The organism is Amycolatopsis minnesotensis, from assembly GCF_039529815.1.
Lineage (GTDB): Bacteria > Actinomycetota > Actinomycetes > Mycobacteriales > Pseudonocardiaceae > Amycolatopsis > Amycolatopsis minnesotensis.
The window spans coordinates 35,282-61,896 of sequence record NZ_BAAANN010000033.1 but is presented as its reverse complement, the minus strand read 5'-3'; the positions used below and the strand labels follow the sequence as shown (position 1 = coordinate 61,896).

The window sequence follows — 26,615 nt, the reverse complement described above, 5'->3', positions numbered from 1 at the left end:
GCCGGACACCTTCCTGCGCCGTCCGGTGCGGGTCTCGCGGCCGGGTGCCGCTCGAAGAGTTGGGGACTCGATCATGAACCTCGCCGCGCCACCCGGCCGTGCCACCAAGCTGCCGATGCCCGCGCTACTGGCGCTGGCCACCTCGGTGTTCCTCGGCTGCCTCACCGAGGTCGTGCCCGCCGGGATCCTGCTCCCGGCTTCGGCCGATCTCGGCGTTTCACCGTCAGCGGCGGGGCAGCTCGTCACGGTGTACGCGATCACCACCGCGCTCACCTCGGTGCCGCTGACCGCCATGACCGCGGGCGTGCCGCGCAAGAAGCTCATGCTCGCGCTCGTCGCCGGGTTCGTGGTGACCAACCTCGTCGTCGCGGTGTCCCCGTGGTTCGCGCTCGTGCTGCTGGCGCGGGTCGTCTCGGGTGCCGTCACCGGTGTGCTGTGGTCGCTCGTCGCGAACTACGCCATGCGGCTCGTCCCCGTCGAACGGTCCGGCCGCGCGCTCGCCGTCGCGATGGCGGGCACCCCGGTCGGGTTCGCGCTCGGCGTGCCTGCCGGAGCCGCGCTCGGCGACCTCGTCGGCTGGCGCTGGGTGTTCGTCGTGATGGCGCTCATCGCGGTGCCGCTGCTGTGGTGGGTCGCCGCGGTCGTCCCGCCGCTGGACGGCGAGGCACGCGGCACGCGCGCGAGCCTCCGCACCGTCCTTCGGACACCCGGCCTGCGCCCGCTGCTGGCGCTGGTGATCGCGTTCTCGCTGGGCCACAACCTCTTCTACACCTATCTCGGCCCGGTCTACGCCCGCACCGGGCACGCCGGGCTGCTCAGCACCGGGCTGCTGCTGTTCGGGCTGGCCACGGTGGCCGGGCTGTGGCTGGTCGGCGTCCTGCTCGACCGGCACCCGCGCGCCGTGCTGCTGTGCTGCGCGGCCACAGCGGCCTGCTGCTTCGCCGCACTGGCCATCGGCGGCCGCGACGTCGGCGTGCTGCTCGTGGCGAGCACGTTGTGGGGACTCGCCTTCGGCGGCGCGCCGACGTCGTTCCAAGCCGTCACCGCCGCGCTCGCGGGCCGCACGGCCGATACCGCGCAGTCGCTGACCATCGCGAGCTGGAACGGCGCCGTCGCCGGGGGAGCGCTGGCGGGCGGGATCGTGCTCGGCGGGGCACCCGCGGCGCTGCCGTGGGTCGCGGCGGCACTGATGGCGGCACCGCTGCTGCTCGCGGGCCCGGTCACCGCGAGCGCCCGGCGTGCGGGCTGACTTCGCCCTGACGCGAACCGATGCGCTTGCATCGGCACCGGTTCGCGCAGGGCTCGTCTCAGCGGCGTGCGCGCCAGCCGAGCTGGAGCACCGCCTGCACGAGGTCGTTGTAGAGCGGCTTCACCCCGTCGACGTAGCGGGAGAGCCAGTCGTACCTCGCGGTCGGGCTCGGGCCGGGCGGCTCGTCGAGTTCGAGCCAGGGGAGGCGGGAGACGTTGTCCGCGGCCATCCGCCACCAGTGCTGGGCGCGCTGGGTGGCCCGCTCTTCGCGTTCGCGCGCCGCCTCGACCGAGGCAACCGCATCGGTGATCGCGCCCTCCAGCTCGATCGCCCTGGTCCGCTCCCAGGCGCGCAGGTCCTCGTCCGCCCGCGACAGCGAGGCGATGATGTCCTTGTACCGCATCGCGGCGGTCACTCCGTCAGGGTTCACGGGTTCTCCCGATCGGGCCGGAGGAACGGGATGATCACCTCGGGGGTGGCGTGCGTGCTCCGGTCGAAGTACAGCGCCCTGCCCGGCCGCGGTGACCAGTGCACGACCTGGCCTGCCGCGAACGGGCTCAGCTCGCTGCCCTGCACGTCGAGCGCGGCCCACGCGCCGATGTCGTCGTTGCCGCCGAACCCGAGGGTGTCCTTGAGCCGTGCCGTGCCGCGCCACCAGCCGAGCGTGTGCGTGCCCTTGCCCGGCCCCTGCTTCAGCACCACGCGCAGGTGGTCGAGGCCGCTCTTGAGCTGCCCGGGCTCTTTCACCTCGAGCGACGGCAGCTCGGCGTCGACGCCGTAGAGCAGCAGGATCTTCGCGGTTTCCGGCTCCGCTGCCACCAGCTCGGCGAGCGTCGGCGCGAGCGAGTCCAGCACCACGGCGCGGTGCCCGTGCGCGACGAGGTCTTCGGCCAGCCGCTCGACGGCGGGCAGGCACCGCTCGACGGGGCAGCGCAGCAGGAACTCCACCGCCCCCTCCTCGTACTGGCGCGCCAGTGACCGCGCCGCCGAGTCCAAAATGGACAGCGCCTCGGCCGCCGCGGTACCGAGCACGGCCAGGTTGCGGCCTGGCGCGTGCGCCAGTTCGATCCCGCAGGCGGTGTCCTCGACGTCGATCGACTGGCCGAGCAGCGCGGTCACCGCGCCACCCGGTTTCAGCTCGCCGAACGCGGGCACGTGCTCCAGCACCGGCGAATGCGCGCCGTCGAACAGCCGCGGCCGGTCGTGCTCGTCGGCGTAGGCGTCCCACAGGCGCCGCTGCAGCGTGGCGAACACGTCCTTGCCGCTGGCATCCGGCACGTGCGCGAGCTGGTTGCCGTGCGCCACCCCCGAGTCGTGGTTGAGCACCGCGTGCCAGCGGGGCGCCGAGACGGCCGCGGTGTTCGCCTCGGCGAGCACGCGGCGCGCCTTCGGCATCGCGATCCGGAGCGTGCACTGCTCGAACACCGCGGGCTTGCCCCAGAACGCCTCGATCCCCGCGACGTCCTGGCTCGCCAGTATCAGGTGGATGCCCTGCGCGCGCCCACGCCGTGCGATGTCTTCGAGCAGCGCCGTCGCCTGGTTGGTCACCGCGTCGCGGCCGGCGAACAGGTACTGGAACTCGTCGACCACGGCCACGATCCGCGGCCAGTGCCCGTCGGGGTCCTCCTGCCGCAGTCCCGCGAGGTTGGTGACCTCGTGCTCCTTCGCCGCGGTCGACCTGCGCCGCAGCTCGTCGGAGAGGAACCGCAGCAGCGCCAGCCCGAACTCCCGGTCGGTGTTCACGTTGACACCGATCAGCTTGGCGTGCGGCAGCCAGGTCGCGTCCTTGCGGCCGGGGGCGAGCCCGGCGAACGAGACGCCTTCCTTGAAGTCGAGCAGGTACAGCGCGAGCTCGTCCGGCGGGTACCGCGCGGCGAGGCTGCCCAGCAGCGCGTACAGGAAGTTCGTCTTGCCCGACCCGCTCGGCCCGCCGATCAGCGCGTGCGGGCTCGAGTCGCCGATGACGACCTCGACCGGGTCCCCCTCGAAGAACCCGACCGGCGCGCGCAGCTCCTCGGCCGAATTAGCCTTCCCCAGCTCCGGGGGCAGCAGGTCCGCGAACGAGCGCGGCCCGCCCTGCCTGGCGATCAGCGCCTCCGCGATCTTGCCGGCCGCGCCCGACACCTGCCCGGACGGGATCGCCGGATCGAGCTGGGCGACCAGGTTCGGGCCGGTCATGCTGGTGACCACGCGCCGCTCGTCGAGCAGGCGGATGTTCTCCACCGAGCCGCCGAGCACATGCGGCACGTCCACCGCGATCAGCGAGATCCCGGCCGCGTGCGCGCCGCCCGCGATGCGCTTCAGCTCGCGCAGCGGCTCGGTCGCCCACGTCTCGCCGTTGCCGAACAGCACCGCGATCCGCCACGGCTCGGTGCGCTTCCCCAGTGCGGCGCGCATCCCGCGCAGCGACGTGTGCCCAGCCTGCATCGCCTGCGCGTGGATGCGCCTGATGTGCCCGGACAGCTCGTCGAGCAGGTCCTGCAGGCGCGTCGGGTCGTACAGCGTGAGCGCGCTCGTCTTGCTGAGCGGGTACAGGTTCGGCAGCACCGACGTCAGCTGGCCGATGTCCCACAGGTGCACGCGCACCGCGCCCGGTTCGACCGAGCTGAGGACGCGCATCAGCAGCGCCTCGACGAGCGCGTCCACCTGCTCCCTGGTCTTGGGCGCCGGCGTGATCGCGAGATGGGACTCGTCGAGCAGCGGCACCGCGACGTCGAAGCGATCACGGGGGTCCGAAGTGGACAGAGCGGCCGAGCCGACGCGCCACAGTTCCGGCGGCGCCGATCCCGTGCCGATCTTCCCGAGCCACTCGCCGGGCGGCAGGCGCCCGGCACCCGCCGAGGTCTCCGCGACCAGCTCGCGCAGCCGCCTCGGCACGGTCGAGGCGTCGGTGTGGAACTGCGCGCGCACCGTGTTGAGCCACGAGCTGACCTGCGACATCGCCGGACGGCGAAGCGCGGCGAGGATCTCCTCGTCCTGCGCCGCCTCGTCGAGACCGGCGTGCACGACCTTCTGCTCGAGCTCCAAGCCGGCGAGTTCCGTCTCGGCTACTTCGCGTCCGGCCCGGGCAGCGCCGAGCACGAGCCCGATCTGCTGGCGCATCGCATCGAGCGCGCTCATCACGCGCGTGCGTTGCTCGTTGCTCTTGGAGAACCCCATCAGAGGCGCGCCTCGTACTCCTTCAACAGTTCGCCGGCGGTGGACAGCAGCGCCGCGTCGTTCCCGATCTTCTCGAGCGCCCCGTCCAGCTGCGGCGGCAGCCACGGCTGGGCCTGTTCATGCCCGTCGACGATCGCCGCGCGTGCCTCGCCCAGCAACTCCAGTGCGCGCCGCGTGTGCGCGCCGGCGTCCTCGACCTTCGCCCGCGACAGGGCGAGCAGGGAGTGGAACTCCTCGAGCGCGGACACGGTCAGAGGCGCGCGGAGTAGGCGTCCGCCGATGACATGCAGGCCTGGATGGTGCTCTGGGTGCCGGTGATGCCTTGCAGCGCCTCGGCGAGCATCCCGTGCGCCTGGGCCACCTCGTCCTGGGTGCTGCCCTGGGTGGCCTGCGCGAGAGACTGCTGCGCCTCTTCCAGCGCTTGCGCGGCCTGCTGCAACGCGGCGATGCTGGCGGACGCCTTTTCGTTCGCCAGCGCGATTCCAGCACGGATTTCTTCCACTCCGGCCATGGGGGCGGAACTCCTCGGTTGCCGTTGTTCTGATGCGGTTCCGGCCGTGCAGACGGCCGATTGCGCACAACCTAGCGTGAGGCCACCGACACCCGATCAGTGACGGGGGGTCAGCCACTCCAGAGTACGGCAACTCCCTCATGGGGGCCGGAAAAAGCCGAACGCCGGATCTTCGCGGTGTTGCCGCGAAGATCCGGCGTTCGGCGGTATTCGATGGCGGAGGATACGGGATTCGAACCCGTGAGGGCTTTTACACCCAACACGATTTCCAATCGTGCGCCTTAGGCCGCTCGGCCAATCCTCCGCAGGAGAGCGTACAGGATCGTGCTCTACCTGCGGATATGGGGTCTGAGCTGCGGCGACGGCGGTCAGGCGATCACCGTCACACCCGCTTCGCGCAGCGCTTCGACGGCTGCGTCGTCACCGTCGGGATGTGCGTGAACGGGCGCGCAGGCGGACAGCGGCACCGTGACCTCGTACCCGAGCCGGACCGCGTCCACCGCGGTCGCGGACACGCACACGTCGGTCGCGATCCCGGTGACCACCAGCGCCATGACCCCGTCGCGGGCAAGATGTTCCGCCAGTTGACTCAAACCGCCGGCACCCAGTTCCGGCCCCTTCATGTCCGTGGGCAGGCGGAGAAATCCTGACAAGGCGCCCCGGTGACCCGGTCCCTTTTCCACCACAGTGCCGCGGACATCGAGCGCCGGGTGGAGCAGGGTGTCGTCGCCGTGCGGGTCCGTGTCCGCGTCCGGCCGGTAGTCCCGGAGGTAGTAGACCGGCCACTCGTTCGCGACGGCTTTCGCGACGTACTCGTTGATCGCGGCCACGGCCGCGAGTCCTTCATCACCGGTGACGGCCACGAACAGGTTCTGCACGTCGACGACGATCAATGCGGTATCGGCCATGCCTGCGACGGTATTACTTCAAGTAACGTCGAGGTCTAGTGCGCCAGTTTGCCGACGACCGTGTCGAGATCGCCGCGCCAGTGGATTCGCTGCGCCTCGCGTTCTTCCGGCCCGGCAAGCCGCTCCTGGTGGAAACGAAGAGCGGTCTTCTCGCCGGTGGCGGAGACGGTGAACGGGATCGTCGACTCGCACGCACCCTTCGGGGGTCAGGTCAGCCGGACCCGGTCGTGTTCCCGGAAGCCGCGTACTTCGCCGACGGTTCCGCTCGTCGTTTCGTACGGCGCCCCCTTTTCCGGCCGGAGGCTGACATCGCCGCCGAGCCAGGTCGCGAGGCCGTTCCGGCTCCGCATGAAGTCCCATTCCGCATGAAGTCCCATATGGTGGCGATCGGCAACGCGACCGTCTCGGAGAACTCCGACCGTCCAACTCGCGTCCTTGGACTCGCCCACGGCCATTTCGCCATCCTCGCGATGCTCGTCCACGGCGTCGTCCCGGTAACCACGGAACCCGGCACGAGGCTGCTCACCGGCGGGGACGGGCAGAGCTGCGAATTCGATCCGGGGGTCCTCTGCCTCGAACTGCTCCTCACCGGCGGCCCCCGGATCGTACGGCCGCTTCGAAATCCTGCACCGGCCCACGACGTCGCCGACTGGCTCATCGGCTCGCGGCTGGCGGCCACCGCGCCGCTCGACGACGTCGAGATCCGTGTCCGCCCTCGTGAGTTGCTCCGGCTCAAGGCGTTCCGCGACCGGATGTGGGCGATCGCCGCAGGCGGGCGACCGTCCACTGCGGACCTCGCAGCCGTGAACGAGGGCGTCGGAGCACTCCCCGTGCTCGGGCTGGATCCGGAGAACGGCACGCGGACCTGGCTGGGACCGGTGACCGGCGCGCAGGTGCTCGCCGCTGCCGCACACGAGATCGTGGACCTGCTCGGTACCGGCCTGGCCGACCGGATGCGCGAATGCGAGGCGGGCGACTGCCGCCTGCTGTTCGTCGACACCTCGCGGCCGGGCAACGGCGCTGGTGCTCGATGAAGCGTTGCGGCAATCGTCACAAGGTGCGGGCCTACCGCGCCCGGCAGCACGACTGAGATCGGCTGAACGGCCGGACGCGGGCTGCTAACGTCGCCCGGACGCCGGGAGGAGGTGCGCATGGCGAAGCGTCTGACGCGAGAGGAAAGTCGCGCGCGGACAAGGGAGAAGCTGCTGGACTCCGCCAGCGCGCTGTTCGCCGAACGTGGTGTCAATGGTGCCTCCGTCGAGCAGATCGCCGAACACGCGGGTTTCAGCAGGGGTGCCTTCTACGGCAACTTCGCGGACAAGCCGGAACTGGTCGCCGCCCTCCTCGAACGGCGCCGGCACCAGGACGTCCGCGAGGTCTCGGCACTGGCAGCAGGCGCCTCCGACGCCGCAGAGGTGCTGAACCGGTTGCGTGCATGGCACGCGGACCGCGCGGAAAACCTCGCCGAGTGGTTCACGCTGCGCACCGAACTCAACCTGTACGCGCTCCGCAACCCGTCGGCGCGGCCCATGGTCGCCGAAGGGGAGCGAGTCGCCCGCACGGCGATCAAGACCGGCATCGAACACCGCTTCCGCGAAACACTCCCGCCCGCCGACCCCGCGTTCCTCGCCCTGATAGTGCACGCCCTGGAGGACGGGCTGCTGCTCCAACGGTTCATCTGCCCCGAAGGGACGTCCGACGACGTAGTCGTCGACGCGGCCGAACTGCTCTTACGCGGCTGGGAAGCACTCGCGCGCGAATGAGCACCAGCGCAAGCCGACACCGGCCGTCCGCGGTTCACCGGTGCGGACGAAGCACGAGCCCGCAGGCCCGAGCCGAGCTGTTGCGCCGCCGAAGCTGACTGGCCGACGAGTGCCTCCGAAGCTGCGGTCCCTCGAACGCTGGCCGTTGCGCTCATGTCGCCACCACGAAAGGGTGTGATGGCCACCCCGCGCCGCTGATGTGACGGCACCCCAAGGAAACCTGGTAGCTCCGGACCGGGGGGACTCGTGGACGAGTGCGTACTTCGTGCTGGTGACGAGCGCCCAAGCTCCTGGTCGCATGTCAGATCGCGACCCAACGGCCGCGTGGCTCGCTGTCCGGCACCTGCCTTCTCGCCCGTGTTCGCCGACGGCGGGTCTTTCACTCCACCCGGCGTCGCGGCTTCCGGATCGTCGCGGCGAGCAGAACCACTCCCACGAGGAAGGCGCCGAGCCCGATCAGGAACCACAGCTTCTGCCCCGTCATGAAGCTGCCGGTGATCACGCCGACGCCCTGCAAGATCCACACCGCTCCGATCACGGCGCATACGACGCCGACCGCCAGCATGATCCACCGTGTCATGTCGCGCTCCCAGGTCGTACCGGTCCGACCCCCGGAGTTTCGCATTCGCCCGGACGGCCCGCAGCGCTGCCACGTCTTCAACCCCGGAGAAACGGGTGAAGCCGCGCCAGCAGCCGCTCGGGTTGCTCCTCGGCGACGAAATGCCCGGACTCCTCGATCGGCCCACCCGTGACGTCGTTGGCGTACTCGCTCCAGATCTCCAACGCCGGCATCTTCGCGGGCAATCCTTCGCTGCCCCAGAGCGCGAGTACCGGCATGGTCAGCCGCTGTCCCGCGTCGAAGTCCGCATCGTCGGCCTCGGCATCGTCGGGAAACGACGCGCGGTAGTCGTCGAAGCCCGCCCGAAGTGCGCCCGGTGCGGAGAACGCCCGCACGTACTCGTCGATCGCCGCCGCGTCGAGCCCTTGCCGCTGGTAGGTCCAGCGTTCGAAGAAGTACCCGAGGTAAGCCGCGACATCGGCTCCGGCGAGCCGTTCTGGCAGATCGGGCTGGAGGTGGAAGAACCAATGCCAGTACCCGGTCGCGATTCCGAGATCCAGCCGGCGCCACACCTCTCGCGTCGGCACGATGTCGAGCACGGCAAGCCGTGCGACCTGTTCCGGTCGATCCAGAGCCCATCGGTGGGCCACCCGCCCACCACGATCGTGCCCGACAACACTGACCTGGCCGAATCCGAGCTTGGCCACCAGTTCCGAAACGTCCGCCGCCATCGTTCGCTTGTCGTAGCCCGCTCGTGGCTTGTCGCTGAGCCCGTAGCCGCGCAGGTCGGGTGCGATGACCGGACGTTCCGCAGAGAGCTTGTCGATGATCCGGTGCCAGCAATGCGAGGTCTGCGGCCACCCGTGCAGGAGGACCACCGGCGTCTTCCCCTGCTCCATGCCCGCATGCCGGTAGTGCATGCGGATTCCGTTGACAGCCGCCGTCGAGCTTGGCATGTACACCTCCCTAACTCTTTGAGGGGGTTAGATTAGAAGCAGGCTTAACCCATGGCAAGGGTTAGAATCCATCCATGGCGGATTGGGTCTTCGACGGCGGCAGGGTCAGCATCGACCTCGTCAACACGCTGCGGGACAGGAAGACCGGCGGAACCGAGCTTCTGACCAGCTCCGCAGCGGTCGGCGAGTGGTTCTGGCAAGCGGGTCTCGCCACCCGTCCCGACGTCGCGGATGTTGACCTCGCGCACATACGCACCCTGCGTGAAGCCGTCGATCGCGTTCTCCGTGCGCCCATGGGTAGCCGACCACCCGCCGAGGATGTGCGCCTGATCAATGAAGCCGCGGCCGCGGTACCACCTGTGCCGCCGCAGCTTCGCTACGACCGCGACGGCAAGCCGTGCCTGCGCCCGAGATCTGTTGCCGATCCGGTAAGAAACGCGTTGGCGATCATTGCCGTGGACGCAATCGAAACCGCGGTCGCTGCCGTCGTCCTTCGCATCTGTGCCGCGGAAGACTGTGGTCTTCGCTTCGCGGATGTCTCACCGAAGCGCAACCGGCAGTGGTGCTCGATGGCGCGCTGTGGCAACCGGGCGAAGGCGCGCAAGCACTACGCGCGAAGCAAGGACGCATAGTGCGCTGCCGCACGAGCCGCTGAGTGCGTCCCGCGCGCCTCGAACTCAGAGCATCCTCAAGGCCGGTTCCGGGAATCGGCCGCAGTGCCGCGAGGAGAGTTCGAGGATGAGCGGTTGCGCTGTGACGGTACCGGCGGATGCAGCCGGATTCGTGCGGACCGCCCGGTTTCTTGGGGATTGGCTGGCGTCCTGCGGTGAAGTACACGCTCGGTACTGGGTCGGGGATCCGCGGTCGTGCGTTGGGTGGCATGGGGACTTGCGCTGATTTCGCGACCGACAGCCGCTGCGATGGGTCCGTAGCCGACGAGGTGAGCGGGGTCGTCTCGTTCGCCTTCGAGCGTGCTTTGATCGATGTGGACGAGAACGTCGGCCTTGACGACTCCGTCACGGTCTTCGCCATCGAGGCAGCGCGTGACGAGCGTTTGGGCGCGCAGCTGGGAGACCGGCCGCGTGTCCCCTTGGGATTTGAGATCCTGTGCGACGCGATCACAGGTCGAGTAGAGCGCCATCGCTTCTTCGGCAGGCAGTCGTACCCGAAGCGTCGACGTGCCGTTGGCGCCGTGGCTGATTTTCATCATCGACTCGGTACGCGCTTTGCGTGAACGTTCAGCGTGGGCCGCGGCGTCGGCCTTCGCGACCACCACATTGACCGCACGTCGCAGTGTCGAGAGATTTCGGCCGGGGAACTTGGTCACGATCACGCTGTCGACTTCTTGCGCCTTCGGCTCGGTGAGGCATTGAGTCGCCGTGAACACAGCCATCGCTTTCTCTTCGCTGATCTCGCCTTTGTCCAACGCTTCGAGCGTCTTGGGAAGGTAGGACAACAGTGCTTGCGCCAGTGCTATCTTCCGGTTCGCTTCGCGCTCCGTGACGCCCAGGATGCGGGCGGCCTCGATCGGCGTGCCCTGGTCTTGCTCGCTTTCCACGAATTTGGCGAGGAGCCGCAGGGCGCGGGCGTGCACCTGGTTGGTTTCGGTGACGCACCTTCGCAGCGCTTCCGCGACGGCGGTGTCTTCTCGGTCTACCCCAGATTCAGTCATTCCATAACTGTCGCTGAGATGATCGCTCGTTTCACCGGTTTTCCCGGATTTTCTACGAGGTTACGTCTTTGGGGTGGTCTGCGCCTCGAATCAGCATTGTCAATGCTCCCGCGGCGGGTGAGCCGGTCTTCGTGCCAGTCGCCAGCCGCCGCAACTGCAGCCCGGCGATCAGGGCGACGACCGCCGGCGCGATGTGCTGCGGCTCGGCCACGTTGAGCGCGCGTAGCACGGTCAACGCGAGTTCGTCGTAGGCGGCGAAACAGCGTTGGGTCGCGTCGCGGAGGTCTGGGTCCCGGCCCGCCTGGAGGTACAGCTCGAGCGGGGCGATTTCGTCGGTGCCGAACGTCATCCGCTCGAGTACCCGCTCCACCGCTGCTGCCGCCTCTTCAACGGTGATGTCGCTGGCTTTGTTGGCACTGACCAGGCCTCGAAGCTTAACCGTCTCGTTCTCGGCGAAGAGCAGCATCGCTTGCCGCAGAAGCTCGGTCTGGCTCGGAAAGTGATACGTCAGGGTGCCCAGTGAAACACCGGCGTCGGTCGCGATTCGCCTGTTCGTCAGCCCGGGCACCCCTTGTTCGCCGATCACTCGCAACGCGGCCCGCAGGATCGACTCGCGGGTGTTCACCATGCGGTTGCCGGGCTGCGCTCGTACCAGCGTTCCGCTGTCTCCAGCTGCGCGGCGAGACTGATCAGAAGCTCTTCCGAATCCGATGGCCCGAGCAATTGTGCGCCGAGGGGGAGGCCGGATGCCGCGAATCCCGCAGGAACATTCACGCCCGGCCAGCCGAGTACGTTCCAGGGCCACGCGTACGGGCATGCGGCGATCATTGCCTGATCCGTTTCCCAGCCCGAGAGCCCTTCGAAGCTGCCGATCCGAGGCGGCGGCGTGGCGGTTGTCGGCGCCAGCACCACGTCGACCCGGCGGAAGACGCCACCGATCCGTTTCCGTAATAGGGGTTCCATCGCGCGTGCGGCTCGCAGGGCAGGACCCGCGAGAACGGAACCTTGCCTTCCGTTGGAACGCGTGCGGGGATCGAGCTGTCGCTGGTCAGGGACACGACGGCACCAGTCCCGCACTCCGGTGAGCGAGCGCGGAAGGAAGGTGAGCCCGATGAGGCCATAGGCCGGTTCGACGGGCACGACTTCATGCCCGAGGTCGCGAAGCGTTCTCGAGAGTCGTTCCACGGCGGCGCGGACTTCTGGGTCGAGCTCGGTCTTCGTCGCGGTGAACGGAATCCGAGTGGACAACCCGATGCGAAGTGGGCTGGGAACGCGTGAGGCCGCGTCCTGGTACTTGCCACCGGTGTCAGCCGCGACATCCAGCAACAGCGCCGCATCGGCGACCGTTCTGGCCAGCGGGCCGATTACGGTCAGCCCGTGGAACAACTCCGGTTCCGGAGCAGGTGAGATCCGGTCCCGCTGCGGCTTGATGCCCACGAGGTTGGTCCACGCAGCAGGGATGCGCACGGACCCGGCGCCGTCCGAACCGAGAGCCGCGGCCACGATACCGGCGGCGACGGCCGCCGCGGAGCCGCCCGAGGACCCGCCGGGCGTGTGGTCACCGTGCCACGGGTTGCGGGTGGCTCCGAAGGCGGCGCCTTCGGTGAATGGCCACTGACCGATTTCCGGCGTGTTGGTCTTGCCGATGATCACCGCACCCGCCGCGCGCAGGCGGCGTACCGCTTCGCAGTCCGCAGCTTTGGGAGCGAACTCGCCTCGGCAGCCGAATGCGGTCGGCAGCCCCGCGATGTCCAGGTCGTCCTTGATGGCGATCGGGACGCCGAGCAGCGGTCCATGCTCACCCGAGGCCAGCCTGCGATCGGCTTCTGCCGCATCCAGGAGCGCGCGTTCCCGGCGTAGCCAGCGGAACGCGTTCAGCGTCGATTGGCTGGTTTCGGCCTTGGCCAGCGCGCTCTCGGTCAGATCGGTCGAGCTGACGACGCCCTCGGTCAGCAGTTCTCCCTGCTTGGCGAGGCTGGTGAAGTTCACATCGGCGTCGACTGGTGGCGTCTCGGTCATCGCGGCCCCCGACTTCTCGTTCGTTCGAACGAACGGTACGCCGCGATGACCGGGTCCGCTAGCTGGTGGCGAGGGACTGTTTCGCCGTGAGGTAGGCGGGCAGCATCTGCTGGTGTTCATCCTCGTCGAGGCCACCCAGGGCCACTACCACCACGCCGGAAGCCGTCGAGACCGCCAGCGCGCGGGCACGGGACACCATTTCCAGTGCCTTGTTGTCCTTGAGGTACGTCACTTCGACGCCCTGAAGCGGGCCTGAGTCCCGGTAGGTCTTCTCCGTGACGTTGCGGTCGCCCGTCACGAACGCTTCGAGTGCCTGCCGCGGTGACTTGCCCGGCGCATCCTCTGCCCAGATCCGCAGGAACCCGAGGAAGCCAGCCGGTTTTCCATCGATCTCGCACTTGAGCGTGAAGCCGCCCTGGTGCGCGAGTGCGTCCAGGCCGCTGCCGTTCCCCGCGTCGACGGGCTTCGGCTTCCAGCCTTTGGCCACGTCGAACGTGACGGGCAACGGGCAGGTGGATCCGGTGCCGCCGAGTTTGTCGCCGGCTTCGGCGTTTTTCAGCTCGTCGCTCCATGGCTTGCCCGGCTGGGCTGGCGCCGAGTTCGACGGAGGAGCAGCGGCGGATTTGGACGATGCCGCAGGCCCGGCTTCGGAGGCGTTCGAGCAGCCCGCGAGCACGGCGACGGTGGTGAGCGCGGGCAGCATCGTCCGCAACGGAATCTTCATGGTGGGTTGCTCCCCAGATCGGACCTGGTGTGAATGCCGCTCAAAACTACCTGGCGGGCGGCGGGGTCCGATCACCAGCCTGCCCGGTAACAACCACCTGACCAGCAACGATGTCATCTCGAATAGCGACAGCGCGAAATGCGTGAAGCAGCAGGGCGCACAGCAGTGCGAGGTCGGCGGCGAGCGCGAAGCGCTGCATGACGCCGACGGGGAGCAAGGCCGACAGGTCGCTTACGACGGGCATGTCGCGCAGCGTGTTGAACAGGTAGCTCAGCCCGAACAAGGCGAGTGCGCAAACGCTGAAGCGGGTCCGTTTCCGAACGCGAGCATCCGCGACGCGTTCCAGAATGGTGAATCCGATGCCGGGGAGGCTGAGAAACGCGAAGAGACACGCGTACTGATGGATCTGGCCACTGACAGGATCCGGTCGTTCCGGGTAGCTCGCCGGAAATATCGCAGCGAGGATCAGGCCCGTCGTCCAGATCGCGAACAGTGCGACGCAAGTCCGGGAGGCACGGATGCCGCACGACACCAATGCGCCCAGTAGCGCGATGGAGCTGACGGCCAGCGCGAGCACACTGGAGGCGAGCATTGCCGCTCCCTGCCCGGAAATCGCGTAGCTGGACAAGGTGTCGAGCAGCGGGTCGCGGTTGCTGACCGCGTGCATGAGCACCATGGTGAAGGTGCCCCACGCCATGGTCGCGGCCGAAACCGCGACCCACACTCTCGTCCGTGCCGCGCTCGTGTTCCACGCGACCTGCACCCTCATTTGCCCCATACATATAAGGTTGGCCGAGGAACGCCTGTCGCGTTATCGGGGAGACTCCCCGATATTTGGTGGGGTTTACACCACTGTGCCGGCGAAGGTGACCAGCGCCAGCGCTTGGTCGTCGTGTCGCTTCGCGCGTGGCCACCTGGTGCCGTTCGGGTCCGACTCTTCGGCTTCTCGCACCGCGTCGAGAACCGCTGTCATGCCCTTGGCCTGCGCGAGGGCGAGGACTTCACGCCAGTCGAAGAGGCGGTAGTCGTCGACGCCGACCGCGACGCCATCGGTGGCGAGCAATATCGCGTCGACATCAGTGCGCCGCCAGGTACGGCGAACGGCACGATGTGCCGCGGTGGGTACGGCTTCGGCGACCCAAAACCCGCCCGGCGAGTTCCGTTGGTAGCGCACATCGGCGCCGGTGCGCAACCGCCCCCGGTCGCGGAGCTCGATGATTCGGTTGTCGGCTACGACATCCGTACCGCCCGAGCCGACGCGGCCGAACGCCACTATCGGGCTGTCCGCCAGTACGAGACCGTCCACGCGGTCTCCGGTCCAGCGCACGATCGCGACGGTGCTCGAGGGCGCGTTTCCCGGTCGAAGATCGTGCTGCGCGGCAACGCCGGCGATGGCCTTCGCGAGCAGGTCGGCCAAATCGCCTTCCGGGTTGCTCGACAGTTCGTCGGCAAGCTGTGCGGACAACAGCCCCGCGTACCAGCCACCGCTCGGCAGGTCAGGGTGCGGTGACGTCGCTCCGTCGAGCAACAACACGGCGTTGTCCAGCCGCACCACGTGGTCTTCAGTCGGCCGGGCGGCCCCATCGACGCCGACGCCCGCACGCTCGGCAACCTCTATCTTCGGCACCGGCAGACACTAAGCCGGGCCGGCCCGTTCTGGCGAGTGCCCGCCGTCCGGGTCACAGTTCCGGTTCACGCCACGCGACGAGCGGCAACAGCGCCTGGGTGATCGCGCCGATGCTGAGGGCGTAAACCACCGTGCCGATGCCGACGGTGCCGCCCAGCAGCCAGCCGGTGGCGAGCACAGCCACCTCGATGCCAGTGCGGACGAGCCGAACCGACCATCCGGTGCGGGCCGACAGCCCCGTCATCAGGCCGTCGCGGGGGCCGGGACCGAGCCGCGCGCCGACATACGTCGCGGTGGCGAGGCCGTTCAGCAGCACGCCACCGATCATCAGCACTAGCTGCCACACCAGTTGGTGCTGGTCGGGCAGCACGGCACGGACGAGGTCGACGGTCACGGAAATGGTGAGGACGTTGAGGACCGTGCCGATTCCCGGGCGCTGCCGCAACGGGATCCAGAGCAACAGCACGACGACGGAGACGGCCGCGGTGACGGTGCCGAACGTCCAGCCGGTGATTTTCGTGAAGCCGTCGGTGAGCACGTCCCACGGGTCCAGGCCCATGCCGCTCCTGGTGAGCATCGCCATGCTCGCGCCGTAGAGCGCGAGCCCGCCGAGCAACTGCGGGAAGCGTCGTGCGGGGTTTCTGGAGGGGGTCACCGGGCGGAGATCGACTTGAGTCACGACTCCACTATGGGGTTACAGCGGCCTTAAAGAACATGACCAATATGGAAGAATTGGTCTGGTGAGTTCACTGATCCCGCAGGGTGGACAGATATCGGCCCGCCGATTGGCTGCCATGCTTGGTTCGTGGCGTAGCAGTGGTTCACGGCAGGGCGCGGCTGACCTCGCCGCGGCCATCGAGCTGCAGGTGCTGGACGGCCAGCTCGCCGTCGGCACTCGACTTCCGGCCGAACGTCAGCTTGCCGAAGAGCTCGGGACGAGCAGAACGCTCATCGGCGCCGCGTGGGACCGGTTGAGGGAAAGCGGCATGGTGGAGAGCCGTCGCGGCGCCGGGTCCTGGGTTGCCGCGCGTCGCACGGGTGGGCTTGAGCCGTCACTGCCGGAGGGAGTCGATGCGATCGACTTCACCCGTGCGTCGCCGTCGGCGGCGAGTGGCATCATTCCCGCGCTCGACATCGCTCGTGTTGCCTTGGCGGACCATCTCGGTGAACACGGCTACAGCGACCGCGGCCTGTTCGTGCTGCGTGACCGCATCGCCCGCCGCTACACCGAACGCGGGTTGCCGACGACGCCGGACCAGGTGATGATCACGAATGGGGCGCACCACGGATTCGTGCTCGCGCTGCGCATGCTGGCTGGGCCGGGCGATCGCGTGCTGGTGGAGAACCCGAGTTATCCCAACGCGTTGGAGGCGATCAGGGCCGCGCACGCGATCCCCGTGCCGGTGGCCCTGGATGCGGCGGGCGATCAAGGCTGGGACATCACCGGGATCGAGGCCGCCGTGCGGCAGTCGTCACCGAGGCTCGCCTACCTGGTGGTCGACTTCCACAACCCGACCGGGCTGCGGCTCGGCACCGAAGGCCGTGAGCGCCTCGGTTCGGTCCTGAGCCGAGCCAGGACGCCGTTCGTGGTGGACGAGACGCTGGTGGAACTGGATCTCGGCGATGACCAGGCGCCGCCGCCGCTGGCCGCGTACGCCCCCGAGTTCGCGATCACGATCGGGTCGTCGTCGAAGTCGCATTGGGGCGGCCTGCGTATCGGCTGGCTGCGTGCTTCGGACGACATCATCACGCGGCTGGCGTCGGCCCGGTTCATGATCGACCTCGGCTCGCCGGTGTTCGAACAGCTGGTGCTCGCGGAGCTGCTCGCGGACCCGGGATCGATGCTGCGCGGACGACGTGAGGAGTTCACGGCCAACCGGGACGCGCTCGTGGGCGCGCTGCGGTGGTACTGCCCGGAGTGGTCGTTCCGCGTGCCAGGAGGTGGCCTGTCCCTGTGGTGCAGGCTGCCGGAGCCGATGAGCACGCGGCTGGCCGTCGCGGCGGGGACCCACGGCGTGCAGCTCGTGCCCGCGGCACGGTTCGGCGCGTACGGAGGGCTCGAGCGGTGGGTGCGGCTGCCGTACGGATTGCCGCCGGAGCGGTTGCACGAAGGGGTTCGCCGGCTCAGCACGGCCGTGCGGTCGATCCGTGCGGGCGCCGCGGGCGGGGTGGACCTGCCGGTGACGTGAAACAGCCGGTGCGCTGAGCGGATCCGTTGCTCCAGGGAGGTCCAACGGCGTCACGCTCAGCGCACCGGCTATGGGTGCCGCGGCTGCTTCCCGGCACAGCCCCTCGACGTGCCGGGAAGCGCCAGCGACTCAGGCGCGCATCGGGCTGGTGTCCCTGTTCGGCGCGGTGAACAGGAACGCCCGATGTGCGCCTGGTGTCGGTCCCGGCGCCGCGGGGGCAACGCGGCGCCGGGACCAGGACCCGACCCGGCCGGGCGCGGTCGGCCGATCGGGAAGTCGTGAAGTCATGACGAAAACCCCTGGGAGAGAAGAAAAGTCGGGACAGTGCCAGGGAAGTCGCAGCGAACGCGAACCAAGAAGTTGATCTTGGTTTGGATACGGTTCTCCCCGGCGGAGTGGTTCCGGGGTCAGTCGGGTGAGGTCGTCGGCAGGGCTGCGTCCCTGCCCGCACCGTCGGCCGAATGGTCGCGACTGGTGCCGATCAGCTCGAGCTGGGTGTGGTCCGCTGCGGAGCCGGTGATGGCGAACGGGTGACGGTGGCCGCCGCCGTTGTCGTGTCCGGTGCCCGTGGCGCAGGTCGGCGCCGACGGTGCGCTGGGGGCGACCGGTGCTTGACCGCCGCCAGAACCGCCACTTTGATCTTGGTCCGCCTTGACGATGACCTTGCCCGCGAGCGTGACGGTGTGACTGACCGCAGCTGTGACGTACTCGACGCCGGGGTGGAACGACTCCGACGCCGCGGTACGAGTGGGTGCGGGCCCGATGGCGGCGGCGCCGATCACCGGCGGTGCCGGTGGCGGTGGCGGTACGGCTGGCGTGGAGTCCGGCGCCGGGGCGCTGTCGGGCAGATCAGGGAACGGTGAGTGGCCGGGCCGGGCGCCGGGCACGGCGATGGTGACCGTGCCGCCGCTGCCGCTGCTGCCGCCGTCGAACAACGGCAGCGTGGGTAGGATGCCGTCGTCACCGGTGCCGGGGTTGCCGTTACCCGGTGACGGACGCGGTGTCGTCGGGCAGGTGATCGGGGCGACCACCGCGTCGCTGACGCTGCCGATCAGCCCGCCGACGGTGTCTGTGACGGTGGAGACGGTGTCGGTGACCGTGGAGAGCAGACCCCCTACCAGGCCGCCGATCAGTCCGCCGTCGTTCTGCTGCTTCGGCGTCGCCGTGCGGATTCGTGCGGGCGATTGGTTTTCCCGCTGATCATTCACCGCGGGCTTGCTGGTCTTGCGGGACGAGGGTTCCTCGGCAGGCGTAGGTGCCGAGGTGTCCGGGGTGCCGGAGACCGGCGGAGTGCTCGGGCTCGTCGCGGGTTCGTCCGGAACGGGCTGCGGCGCAGGCGCGGCGGCGGGCTGGTCCGGCGGCGCGGGCATGGCCGACACCGTGCCGGTCTGGCCACTGCCGGAGTTGCCGGAGTCGATCTCGTCAGCCGACGCATGGCCGGTCAGCAGGGCGCCGAGTAGCCAGGCGGCGCAGGCGAAACCAGCGGTGACCAGCAGCCGGGCGAGTACGCGGGACAGCGCTGGTCCGGAGCGAGGCACGAGATTCGCGCTGCTCACCGCCACCACCACCGTCCGGGCCTGGAACTCGTGCGTTGGTCGCCCGAGTCTGATCTTGCTGCGGTCTCATCTGGCCAGGTCGCAGTTCCCCCGAAGCTGCACTATTTCTAGCATCGCTGGCGAGTGTTTCACCTCGACGGCGACGGATCCACCCCGGAAGGCGGAATGGGCCTACCGACTTCGGTGGACACAATTCCGATGTTGATCACTGAGGGTGTATCCCGGCTCGGCCGTTCGCGGCATCCTACTCCTCGTTAGGCCGCTGACCTGAGGTTATGGGGAGCCGTTTCGCGAAGCGTGCCGTCTCAATCACGTCGTGTCGCCAACGGGGCGGCCGAGCGGCGAACGGGAGACGGCGTGCGGACTACGGAGATACCTCAAGTGGGGGAGTTCGGCAAGCTGCCATTCGGGGACCTTTCCCGTACGGTGCTGGCGGTGGCCAGAGGCTTCCGCCTCTGCGAAGCCGACGTGTGGGATGTCGTGCAGAACACCTGGGTCTCGTTCTTCCGCCGAATGGAAACGATTCAGGATCCGGCGTCATTGCCCGCCTGGCTCTCCACCACGGCGCGGCGTCACGCGCTGGCGCTGGTACGGCGACGGCGGGAGATCGTGGTGCCCGATCTCGCGGGGGAGGCCGCGGATTCGGAGACTCCCGAGCGCGTCGCCGTGCTCGCCGACCGCGATCGCGTGTTGCACCACGCGATCCTCCGCCTGCGGCAGCCGTATCGGGGGATCGCTGAGCTGTTGGTGCGCGACCCGGTCCCGACCTACGCGGAGATCGCCGCTGAGCTGGGCGTGGAGCCGGGCACCGTCGGACCGATGCGAACCAGGTGCCTGAAGCGACTTCGACGTTTGCTCCTCGCCGAAGGCATCGACGGCTGGTGAAGCGTCAGCCCAGGTTGCGCAGGCGGGCGACACCCTCGTCGAGCACGTCGTCCTGTTTGCAGAACGCGAAGCGCAGCAGGTGGTCCCAGCCCTCGGGCCGGTCGGTGAACGCCTTGACCGGCACGGCGGCCACCCCGGCCCGCTCGGGCAGCTGGAACGCCAGCTCGGTGGCGTCGGTGAAGCCGAGCGGCCTGATGTCGGCGCACACGAAGTAGGTGCCCGCGCACGGCCGCACCGAGAATCCGGCGTCGGCCAGCCCCGCGGACAGCCGGTCCCGTTTCGCGGCGAGCGATTGCCGGAGACCTTCGACCCATTCGAGTTCGTGATCGAGCGCATACGCGACGGCGGGCTGGAGAGGCCCGCCCGACACGAACGTCATGAACTGCTTCGAAGCCTTCACCGCGGACACCAGCTCGGGCGTCGCGCACACCCAGCCGATCTTCCAGCCGGTGCAGTTGAACGACTTGCCCGCGCTGGAGATCGACACGGTCCGCGACCGCATGCCCGGCAGCGTCGCCAGCGGGATGTGCTCGCCGCCGTCGAACACCAGGTGCTCGTACACCTCGTCGGTGATGGCGATGAGGTCGTGTTCGACGCACAGCGCGGCGAGCGCTTCGAGCTCGGCACGGGTGAACACCGTGCCGGTCGGGTTGTGCGGCGAGTTGACCAGGATCGCGCGCGTCCGGGGCGTGATCGCGGCGCGCACCGCGCCGGGATCGAGCGCGAACCGTCCCGTGTCGTCCTCGACCAGCGAAACGGTCCGGCGGGAAGCGCCGGCGAGTGCCACCGCCGCGGCGTACGAGTCGTAGTACGGCTCGATCACGATGACTTCGTCGCCGGGTTCGGTGAGGGACAGCAGGCTCGCCGCGATGGCCTCGGTCGCACCCGCGGTGACCAGTATCTCGCCGTCCGGGTCGTAGTCGACGCCGTAGCGGGCGCGGTGGCGGGCGATCGCCGCGCGCAGCTCGGGCCTGCCGGGGCCGGGCGGGTACTGGTTCGCACCCCCGAACAGGGCGTCCTTCGCTGCTTCCAGCATGGCGGGCGGTCCGTCGCTGTCCGGGAAACCCTGGCCGAGATTGACGGCGCCGGAGCGAACGGCGAGCGCGGTCATCTCGGCGAAGATGGTCGAACTGAACGGTTGCAGGCGGGAGACCAGAGCGGGTTGACGCACGAGAACGCATCCTCACGGACAATGGCCCTGTGGAGCAACTCACCTCGGCAGCGCAGCAGCCGGCAGAGCAGCGGTCGATCGGCCAGACGCGCGAGCCCGTCAAGCCGGCTGACCCGCCCGGCGGCCCGCAGGGCGAAGAGGCCAAGCGGATCGCCCTGCGCAAGATGAAACTGGTGGCGCTGGCGTTCCTGCTCGGCGCGACCGTGGTCTTCCTGCTGGCCAGGTGGGCGGAGACGGCGGGATGGCCCGGCTGGGTCGGGTACGCCCGCGCGGCAGGCGAAGCGGGGATGGTCGGCGCGCTCGCCGACTGGTTCGCGGTCACCGCGCTGTTCCGGCATCCGCTGCGGCTGAAGATCCCGCACACCGCGATCATCCCGAACAAGAAGGACGCGCTGGGCAACAGCCTCGGCGAGTTCGTCGGCAGCAACTTCCTGTCCGAGACGGTGGTACGGGACAAGTTGCGCCGCGTCGACATTTCGAAGCGGCTCGGTGGCTGGCTTTCCCAGCCGGAGAACGCCGAGCGGGTCACCTCGGAGCTGGCGACCGTCGTCCGCGGCGCGGTGACCGTGCTGCGGGACGAAGACGTGCAGGCCGTCATGGAGCAGGCCGTGGTGCGGCGCGTCGTGGACAAGCCGTGGGGCCCGCCGCTTGGCAAGCTGCTCGCCGGGGTGTTCGCCGACGGCGCGCACCACAAGCTGGTCGACCTGATGTGCGATCGCGCCTACGAATGGGTGCGCGACAACCACAGCGCGATGCTGCGGGTGGTTTCCGACCGCGCGCCGTCGTGGTCGCCGAAGTTCGTCGACGAAATGCTGGCGGACAAGGTGTACGGCGAAGTGCTGTCGTTCGCGTGGGCGGTCAAGACGGACGTGAACCATCCGATGCGCCTCGCACTGGACAAGTTCCTCGGCGAGTTCGCGCAGGACCTGCAGACCGATCCGGACACCATGGCCCGCGCCGAGCAGGTGAAGGCGCAGGTGATCGAGCACGCCGAGGTGCAGAAGCTGATCGGGTCCGCGTGGGCGACCGCGAAGGAGATGCTGCTCGGCGCCGCCGAAGACCCGTCGAGTGAGCTGCGCAAACGCGTCCGTGAAGGTCTGCGCACGCTGGGTGAACGGCTGAAGTCGGACGATTCGGTGCGCGAGAAGGTCGACGGCTGGGTGGAAGGTGCCGCCGCCTACGTCGTCTCGAACTACTCGAGCGAGATCACCACGATCATCACCGACACGGTCGAGCGGTGGGACGCGGAGGAGACGTCGCGCAAGATCGAACTGCAGGTCGGGCGCGATCTGCAGTTCATCAGGATCAACGGGACGGTGGTCGGCGCGCTCGCCGGGCTGGTGATCTACGGGGTTGGCCAGGTGTTGTTCTGAGCCCCGGGGTGTTCACCCGTTGGTTCCTTGACATCCCCAGCCTGTGCACGGTTCGACCAGCTGTGCACCGGAGTTATCCACAGGTGGCCGGGTTGTCCACACCCCAATCTGTGGGTAACCCTCCGGGGTTACAACATCTAGGTGAGAAGGCTTGCCTATCTCCCTCTGTTACCAACGACCACCGGACGTAACCTCGGAGTGGATCAGTTGGCCTCGGCCGCCGCGCGTTCGCGCCAGGCGCGTGCCTTCTCGCGGTTGCCGCACGACTGCATCGAGCACCAGGTGCGCGAGTGGTTGCGCGACTGGTCGTAGAACGCCCAGCGGCAGTCGTCCGCGGGACAGATCTTCACCCGGTCCCAAAGGCCGAGCACGGACAGCCGTGCGGCGGCGCTCAGCACCGCGCCGGTGGCCGACGTCGTGGTGAAGACGGGCCCATCGGCGTTCACCCGCACCTCGATGGCCGCGCTTGCTTCCCGCGGCGTCGAATCGGGATCGCCTGCCGCCGACCGCAGTGCCGCACGGGTCGAGCGCGCGCCGGTCAGGGGGCCCGGCGTCAGGCCGCGATCCGCCGCCCAGTCCTGCCATGACTCCGCGGAGTGCAGTGCGTCGGTGCCTTCCTCCACGTCGAGGGTGTTCAAGAAGGCGATCACCAGCGCGACGTCCGGGTGTTCGGGTCGCTCGCTCACCACATCAGTGTAGGTCCTGTCAAGACCGGGTTTCCGCATCGCGGGAGGCCCACCAGCCGCGCAGGTGGTCGTCGATGAGCCGGTGCGCCGATTCCGTGGTGACGAACCCGAGTGCGAAGTGCTGCGTGATGCCGTCCACGAACGTTTGGACCGCTCGTGCCTCGTCGGCCGCGTCCAGATCGGGGCGAACTTCACCCGTGTCCTGGCCGTAGCCGATCAGCCACGCCAGTAGCTCGTGGCCCTTCTCGTGGTGCGCGCGGAGCACTGCCGCGAAGTCTTCGCGGACCGCTGCCGCGGCGGCGAAGGTCAACCAGACCGCGGCGTCGGCACGCCGCCCGGCGCCCGCGAGGGCCATTTCCTGCAGCGTGATCGTCAGCAGCGTCTTGGCCGATCCCTTGCTGCCGGACGCGTCGATGCGGCGAGCGCCGCGTTCCTGGGTCTTCGCGATGACGTGGTCGAGCGCGAATCCGAGCATCAGGTCCCCGGTGGGGAAGGCGCGCTGGACCGCGCCCATCGACACCTCCGCTCGCGCGGCGACGTCCCGGAGGGTGACGCCCTCGATGCCGCGGTCGGCGATCAGGTCGCACACCGCGTCGGCGATCCGGTGCCGCCTGGCGTCGTGGTCGACGTGTTTTGGCATGGGCCGATCAGGTCCTTCCCGTAGTGATGCATGTGCATCGATACGATGTTAGCGTGCCGTAGTGATGCAAATGCATCGGAATGGAGGATCGGTGGTGTCGGTGATGTCCGGTCGTGGGTCGCGGACCGCGTTGTGGGTCTTGGCCGCGTTGTTCCTCGTGCAGGGTTTCGGTTCCGCGGTCACCGAGGCGGCGTGGCATTCGTCGTTCGGGGTTTCCGGGATTCTGGTCGGCATGGGAGCGCCGGTGTGGAGTTCTTGGGTGATCGGCGGGGTCGGCGTGATCTTGCTGGCGTGCGCGACCGCGGTGTCGTTGCCGCGGCGGCCGCGCTAGGTCGGTTGCGGCGTTCCGACGTAACCCTCATAATCGTTTCGCTGGTTATGAAGCGAACGCGAGGAGGATGCATGACCGCCGCAATCCCGAAGCTCGGTTCCGTGGTGCTCGACTGCCCCGATCCCACCGCGCTGGCCCGGTTCTACGCGGCTGTGCTCGACTGGCCCGCGAACCTGGACGTGTCCGAAGACGGGGGATGGGTCGACCTGCCGAACCCGTCGGGTGGCGCGGTGCTCGCCTTTCAGCGCGTCGACGGGTACCTCCCGCCGGAATGGCCGTCACTGGAGCGTGCGCAGCAGTTCCACCTCGACCTCGAGGTTCCCGATCTCGACGCGGCGCAGGAGCGCGTCCTCGGCCTGGGGGCCAAGCTGCTCGACGACGAGCCGAAGCGCTTCCGCGTCTACGCCGATCCGGCGGGTCACCCGTTCTGCTTGTGCGCGTGTTGACGTCACCGGGACGGACATGCGTAGGCTGATATACGTGATTTGTCCGAAGTGTCAAAACGTCATGAAGACTGTCGACAAGGGCGGCGTGCACATCGAGCAGTGCGAGGGATGCCGCGGCATCTTCCTCGACCGCGGTGAGCTCGAGCAGATCGCCGGCGCGGAGAGCGCCTACTACGCCAATCAGGCACCGCCGCCGTACCAGCCGCACGCCCATCAGGGAGGGCACGCGCCGACCACGCGGTACGGACACGGTGACTCGCCGCGCCCCTACCGCGGCGGGCACGGCGATTCGCCGGGGCCGTACCGCGGTGGCTACGCGGATTCGCCGCGCGGTTACCGCGGCGGGTATTCGGACTCGCCGGGGCCGTACGGCAGGGGCGGGCACCGCAAGCGCCGTGGCGGCTTCCTCGAGAACCTCTTCGACTGACACGTGCTCGACCTGAAGATCTGCCCGGCGTGCGGCGATCGCGCGGACCGGCCGGTCGTCGTGGACGACGTGCTGTCGTGCGCGAGGTGCGGGCATCGGTGGCCGTTCCGGCGGCTACCGCTGTTCGCGCTGACCGGGCCGAGCGGCGCGGGGAAGTCGACGGTCGGCCCGCTGCTGGCCGAGCGCCTCGCCGACCGGTTCGTGGTGCTCGAACAGGACGTGCTGTGGACGGCGGGCCTTCGCGACGACGTCGACGGGCATCCCGGGTTCCGGTCCGCGTGGCTCCGGCTCGCCGCGATGATCCACCAGAGCGGCAGGCCGGTCGTGCTGTGCGGCACGGTCGCGCCGCCGGAGTTCGAAACGCGGCCGGAACGCGTGCTGTTTTCGAGCATCCACTACCTGGCGCTGGTCGGTGACGACGCGACGCTCCGGCGGCGGCTGCTCGCCCGGCCCGCGTGGCGAGAGTGGTCGGAACCGAGGGTCGCCGAGATGCTGGAGTTCGCCGCGTGGTTGCGGGACACCGCGGCGACGATGGACCCGCCGGTCGAGGTGTTCGACACGACCGAGGAACCGATCGAAGCGGCGGTCGACCACGCGGAGCGGTGGGTGCTCGACCGGTGGGCGGCTCATCCGTCGAGCGGCCAGCTCGGGCCGTCCGGCCTGTCGAGCCAAAAACTCTGACGCTGGGGAGTGACCGTCACGCCGAACCTGCGGCGTGTCGGCTTCCCGAGCGCTTTCCATTCGTCCCTGGCTCGTTCGGCGTCATCCCAGAGGCGCCGCGGGCCGCCCTGTTCGACGGTGTTCCCGGTGCGCGTCGCCCACGACCCGTCGGGATGGGTGAACGTCACCGCGTCGGCACCGTGTCGCGGGGTGACCCCGGTCAGCGCGAGGCCCGCGAAGAACTCGAACGGGCTCGATGGGTCCGTCACTTCGGACACCGGCAGGTCCGTCGTCCGCGCTGTTCGCTCGCCGTCTTCCCGAGCCGCTAGAACGGCGTCGGGTCCGGGTTTCCGATGCGCGCGCATCGGCATGAACCGGCCGTCCCTGGCGAGCACTCGTCCCTCGCCGCATGCGCCCTGCCCGGCGACGATGCGGACGAGTCCCGCGCCGATCGGGCGGTGCAGCGTGGTCACCACCAGCCCGCCGGGTCTCGTCTGCGCGAGCCAGGCCGGCGGGATCGGCGACACCGCGCAGGTGCACAGGACCCGGTCGAACGGCGCCTCTTCCGGCATGCCGAGCGCGCCGTCGGCCGCTTGGCACGCCGGGTGGTAACCGGCCGCATGGAGCGCGGCGCGGGCCGAGGACGCGAGAGCCGGATCGATATCCACTGTGGACACGTTCGCGTCGCCGAGCCGCGCGCACAGCAGGGCCGCGTTGTACCCGGTTCCGGTGCCGATCTCGAGTACCCGGTCGCCGTCACGGACGCGAAGCTCTTCGAGCATGATCGCCATGATCGACGGCATGCTCGACGAGCAGGTCGGGACGCCGGTGACAGGGCCGTTGACGCGCGCGGCTTCCCACAGCTCCGGCGAATCGTCGAGCTGGGTGACCAGGACGCGGTCGCGGTAGACGTGGTCGAGCCAGCCGTCGTCGCCGGCTCGGACGGCCGCCCAGCGATCCCCGTCCGCCACGAAGAACCGCGGCAGGAACAGCTGCCTCGGCACCGCGCGGAACGCCTGGGCCCAGGTCGGATCGGACAGCGCGCCGTCCTCGCGAAGCGAGTCGACGAGTCTGCGCCGACGACGAATCGTGGCCATTTCCCCA

At 69.1% G+C, this 26,615-nt stretch carries 30 protein-coding genes, 1 tRNA gene and 1 pseudogene; 11 read left to right on the top strand and 21 right to left on the bottom strand.

The genetic code is table 11. From position 1 onward, the window contains the following. Positions 1-73: 73 nt before the first annotated feature. A complete protein-coding gene (locus ABD256_RS33175) occupies positions 74-1,249 on the top strand; it encodes an MFS transporter (protein WP_344428208.1) in 1,176 nt (391 codons plus the stop codon). A 58-nt stretch (positions 1,250-1,307) separates the two neighbouring features. On the opposite strand, the gene ABD256_RS33170 is transcribed toward ABD256_RS33175, so the two are convergent. From ABD256_RS33170 to ABD256_RS33140, 7 genes are all read right to left on the bottom strand, one after another. Further along, a complete protein-coding gene (locus tag ABD256_RS33170; RefSeq protein WP_344428205.1) occupies positions 1,308-1,679 on the bottom strand; it encodes a hypothetical protein in 372 nt (123 codons plus the stop codon). After that, entirely contained in the window at positions 1,676-4,408 is a 2,733-nt protein-coding gene (locus tag ABD256_RS33165) for an FtsK/SpoIIIE domain-containing protein (protein WP_344428202.1), read from the bottom strand. The genes ABD256_RS33170 and ABD256_RS33165 overlap by 4 nt, the downstream gene beginning before the upstream one ends. Next, the gene (locus ABD256_RS33160; protein ID WP_344428200.1) at positions 4,408-4,656 is read right to left on the bottom strand and encodes a hypothetical protein; all 249 of its coding nucleotides are present in this window, start codon (positions 4,654-4,656) and stop codon (positions 4,408-4,410) included. The genes ABD256_RS33165 and ABD256_RS33160 overlap by 1 nt, the downstream gene beginning before the upstream one ends. A 2-nt stretch (positions 4,657-4,658) precedes the next feature. Next, entirely contained in the window at positions 4,659-4,919 is a 261-nt protein-coding gene (locus ABD256_RS33155; RefSeq protein ID WP_215548220.1) for a hypothetical protein, read from the bottom strand. A gap of 214 nt (positions 4,920-5,133) precedes the next feature. Further along, positions 5,134-5,223, bottom strand: a tRNA-Ser gene (locus ABD256_RS33150). 64 nt (positions 5,224-5,287) lie between these two features. Next, on the bottom strand, positions 5,288-5,827 hold the full coding sequence (locus ABD256_RS33145) for a cysteine hydrolase family protein (protein WP_344428195.1): 540 nt from the start codon (positions 5,825-5,827) through the stop codon (positions 5,288-5,290). Positions 5,828-6,033: 206 nt separating this feature from the next. Then, positions 6,034-6,177, bottom strand: coding sequence for a hypothetical protein (locus tag ABD256_RS33140; RefSeq protein ID WP_344428192.1), 144 nt, complete (start codon positions 6,175-6,177; stop codon positions 6,034-6,036). A gap of 15 nt (positions 6,178-6,192) precedes the next feature. Between ABD256_RS33140 and ABD256_RS33135 the strand changes: the two are divergent. Beyond that, positions 6,193-6,917 (top strand): annotated as a pseudogene (locus tag ABD256_RS33135) (CGNR zinc finger domain-containing protein). Positions 6,918-6,978: 61 nt separating this feature from the next. Next, entirely contained in the window at positions 6,979-7,590 is a 612-nt protein-coding gene (locus ABD256_RS33130) for a TetR/AcrR family transcriptional regulator (protein WP_344428186.1), read from the top strand. 379 nt (positions 7,591-7,969) lie between these two features. On the opposite strand, the gene ABD256_RS33125 is transcribed toward ABD256_RS33130, so the two are convergent. Then, positions 7,970-8,170 (bottom strand): hypothetical protein, encoded by a 201-nt coding sequence (locus ABD256_RS33125; protein WP_344428183.1) that lies wholly within the window; start codon positions 8,168-8,170, stop codon positions 7,970-7,972. Positions 8,171-8,247: 77 nt separating this feature from the next. Next, positions 8,248-9,105 carry an alpha/beta fold hydrolase gene (locus tag ABD256_RS33120; protein ID WP_344428180.1) on the bottom strand — a complete coding sequence of 286 codons (858 nt, stop codon included), beginning with the start codon at positions 9,103-9,105 and terminating at the stop codon, positions 8,248-8,250. A gap of 74 nt (positions 9,106-9,179) precedes the next feature. On the opposite strand from ABD256_RS33120, the gene ABD256_RS33115 reads away from it, so the two are divergent. Then, on the top strand, positions 9,180-9,737 hold the full coding sequence (locus tag ABD256_RS33115) for a CGNR zinc finger domain-containing protein (RefSeq protein WP_344428177.1): 558 nt from the start codon (positions 9,180-9,182) through the stop codon (positions 9,735-9,737). A 56-nt stretch (positions 9,738-9,793) separates the two neighbouring features. On the opposite strand, the gene ABD256_RS33110 is transcribed toward ABD256_RS33115, so the two are convergent. The 7 genes from ABD256_RS33110 to yczE form a co-directional block, all read right to left on the bottom strand. Beyond that, positions 9,794-10,777 carry a DUF222 domain-containing protein gene (locus ABD256_RS33110; protein ID WP_344428174.1) on the bottom strand — a complete coding sequence of 328 codons (984 nt, stop codon included), beginning with the start codon at positions 10,775-10,777 and terminating at the stop codon, positions 9,794-9,796. 52 nt (positions 10,778-10,829) lie between these two features. After that, positions 10,830-11,402 (bottom strand): TetR/AcrR family transcriptional regulator, encoded by a 573-nt coding sequence (locus tag ABD256_RS33105; protein ID WP_344428339.1) that lies wholly within the window; start codon positions 11,400-11,402, stop codon positions 10,830-10,832. After that, positions 11,399-12,796, bottom strand: a complete 1,398-nt coding sequence (locus ABD256_RS33100; protein WP_344428171.1) for an amidase — start codon at positions 12,794-12,796, stop codon at positions 11,399-11,401. The genes ABD256_RS33105 and ABD256_RS33100 overlap by 4 nt, the downstream gene beginning before the upstream one ends. 58 nt (positions 12,797-12,854) lie before the next feature. Further along, positions 12,855-13,520, bottom strand: coding sequence for a lipoprotein (locus ABD256_RS33095; protein WP_344428168.1), 666 nt, complete (start codon positions 13,518-13,520; stop codon positions 12,855-12,857). Between the two features lie 46 nt (positions 13,521-13,566). After that, positions 13,567-14,289 carry a DUF998 domain-containing protein gene (locus ABD256_RS33090; RefSeq protein ID WP_344428165.1) on the bottom strand — a complete coding sequence of 241 codons (723 nt, stop codon included), beginning with the start codon at positions 14,287-14,289 and terminating at the stop codon, positions 13,567-13,569. A gap of 75 nt (positions 14,290-14,364) precedes the next feature. Next, positions 14,365-15,147, bottom strand: coding sequence for a PP2C family serine/threonine-protein phosphatase (locus ABD256_RS33085; RefSeq protein ID WP_344428162.1), 783 nt, complete (start codon positions 15,145-15,147; stop codon positions 14,365-14,367). Between the two features lie 52 nt (positions 15,148-15,199). Further along, positions 15,200-15,826 (bottom strand): membrane protein YczE, encoded by a 627-nt coding sequence (yczE, locus tag ABD256_RS33080; RefSeq protein WP_344428159.1) that lies wholly within the window; start codon positions 15,824-15,826, stop codon positions 15,200-15,202. A 61-nt stretch (positions 15,827-15,887) separates the two neighbouring features. Between yczE and yczR the strand changes: the two genes are divergently transcribed. Beyond that, positions 15,888-17,336, top strand: a complete 1,449-nt coding sequence (gene yczR / locus ABD256_RS33075) for a MocR-like transcription factor YczR (RefSeq protein ID WP_425546562.1) — start codon at positions 15,888-15,890, stop codon at positions 17,334-17,336. A gap of 407 nt (positions 17,337-17,743) precedes the next feature. Here yczR and ABD256_RS33070 read toward each other — a convergent pair whose 3' ends face one another. Then, positions 17,744-18,892, bottom strand: coding sequence for a hypothetical protein (locus ABD256_RS33070; RefSeq protein WP_344428157.1), 1,149 nt, complete (start codon positions 18,890-18,892; stop codon positions 17,744-17,746). A gap of 381 nt (positions 18,893-19,273) precedes the next feature. Here ABD256_RS33070 and ABD256_RS33065 point away from each other — a divergent pair, with 381 nt between their 5' ends. Next, entirely contained in the window at positions 19,274-19,777 is a 504-nt protein-coding gene (locus tag ABD256_RS33065) for a sigma-70 family RNA polymerase sigma factor (protein ID WP_344428154.1), read from the top strand. A 4-nt stretch (positions 19,778-19,781) separates the two neighbouring features. On the opposite strand, the gene ABD256_RS33060 is transcribed toward ABD256_RS33065, so the two are convergent. Beyond that, positions 19,782-20,948 carry a pyridoxal phosphate-dependent aminotransferase gene (locus ABD256_RS33060; protein ID WP_344428152.1) on the bottom strand — a complete coding sequence of 389 codons (1,167 nt, stop codon included), beginning with the start codon at positions 20,946-20,948 and terminating at the stop codon, positions 19,782-19,784. Between the two features lie 77 nt (positions 20,949-21,025). On the opposite strand from ABD256_RS33060, the gene ABD256_RS33055 reads away from it, so the two are divergent. Then, complete coding sequence (locus tag ABD256_RS33055) at positions 21,026-22,321, top strand: DUF445 domain-containing protein (protein ID WP_344428332.1); 1,296 nt, start codon at positions 21,026-21,028, stop codon at positions 22,319-22,321. A gap of 203 nt (positions 22,322-22,524) precedes the next feature. On the opposite strand, the gene ABD256_RS33050 is transcribed toward ABD256_RS33055, so the two are convergent. Continuing rightward, positions 22,525-23,007, bottom strand: a complete 483-nt coding sequence (locus ABD256_RS33050) for a CGNR zinc finger domain-containing protein (RefSeq protein WP_344428149.1) — start codon at positions 23,005-23,007, stop codon at positions 22,525-22,527. Positions 23,008-23,026: 19 nt separating this feature from the next. Further along, entirely contained in the window at positions 23,027-23,647 is a 621-nt protein-coding gene (locus ABD256_RS33045; RefSeq protein ID WP_344428146.1) for a TetR/AcrR family transcriptional regulator, read from the bottom strand. Positions 23,648-23,750: 103 nt separating this feature from the next. On the opposite strand from ABD256_RS33045, the gene ABD256_RS33040 reads away from it, so the two are divergent. From ABD256_RS33040 to ABD256_RS33025, 4 genes are all read left to right on the top strand, one after another. Next, entirely contained in the window at positions 23,751-23,978 is a 228-nt protein-coding gene (locus tag ABD256_RS33040; protein ID WP_344428143.1) for a hypothetical protein, read from the top strand. 71 nt (positions 23,979-24,049) lie between these two features. After that, positions 24,050-24,424, top strand: a complete 375-nt coding sequence (locus tag ABD256_RS33035; RefSeq protein ID WP_344428141.1) for a VOC family protein — start codon at positions 24,050-24,052, stop codon at positions 24,422-24,424. Positions 24,425-24,440: 16 nt separating this feature from the next. Continuing rightward, on the top strand, positions 24,441-24,851 hold the full coding sequence (locus ABD256_RS33030) for a TFIIB-type zinc ribbon-containing protein (RefSeq protein ID WP_344428138.1): 411 nt from the start codon (positions 24,441-24,443) through the stop codon (positions 24,849-24,851). A 3-nt stretch (positions 24,852-24,854) separates the two neighbouring features. Next, positions 24,855-25,532, top strand: coding sequence for a P-loop nucleotide/nucleoside kinase family protein (locus tag ABD256_RS33025; protein WP_344428135.1), 678 nt, complete (start codon positions 24,855-24,857; stop codon positions 25,530-25,532). Here the strand turns inward: ABD256_RS33025 and tgmC are convergent. Continuing rightward, positions 25,478-26,608 (bottom strand): ATP-grasp peptide maturase system methyltransferase, encoded by a 1,131-nt coding sequence (gene tgmC, locus ABD256_RS33020; protein WP_344428132.1) that lies wholly within the window; start codon positions 26,606-26,608, stop codon positions 25,478-25,480. The two genes, ABD256_RS33025 and tgmC, sit on opposite strands and share 55 nt — an antisense overlap. Positions 26,609-26,615: the final 7 nt, after the last annotated feature.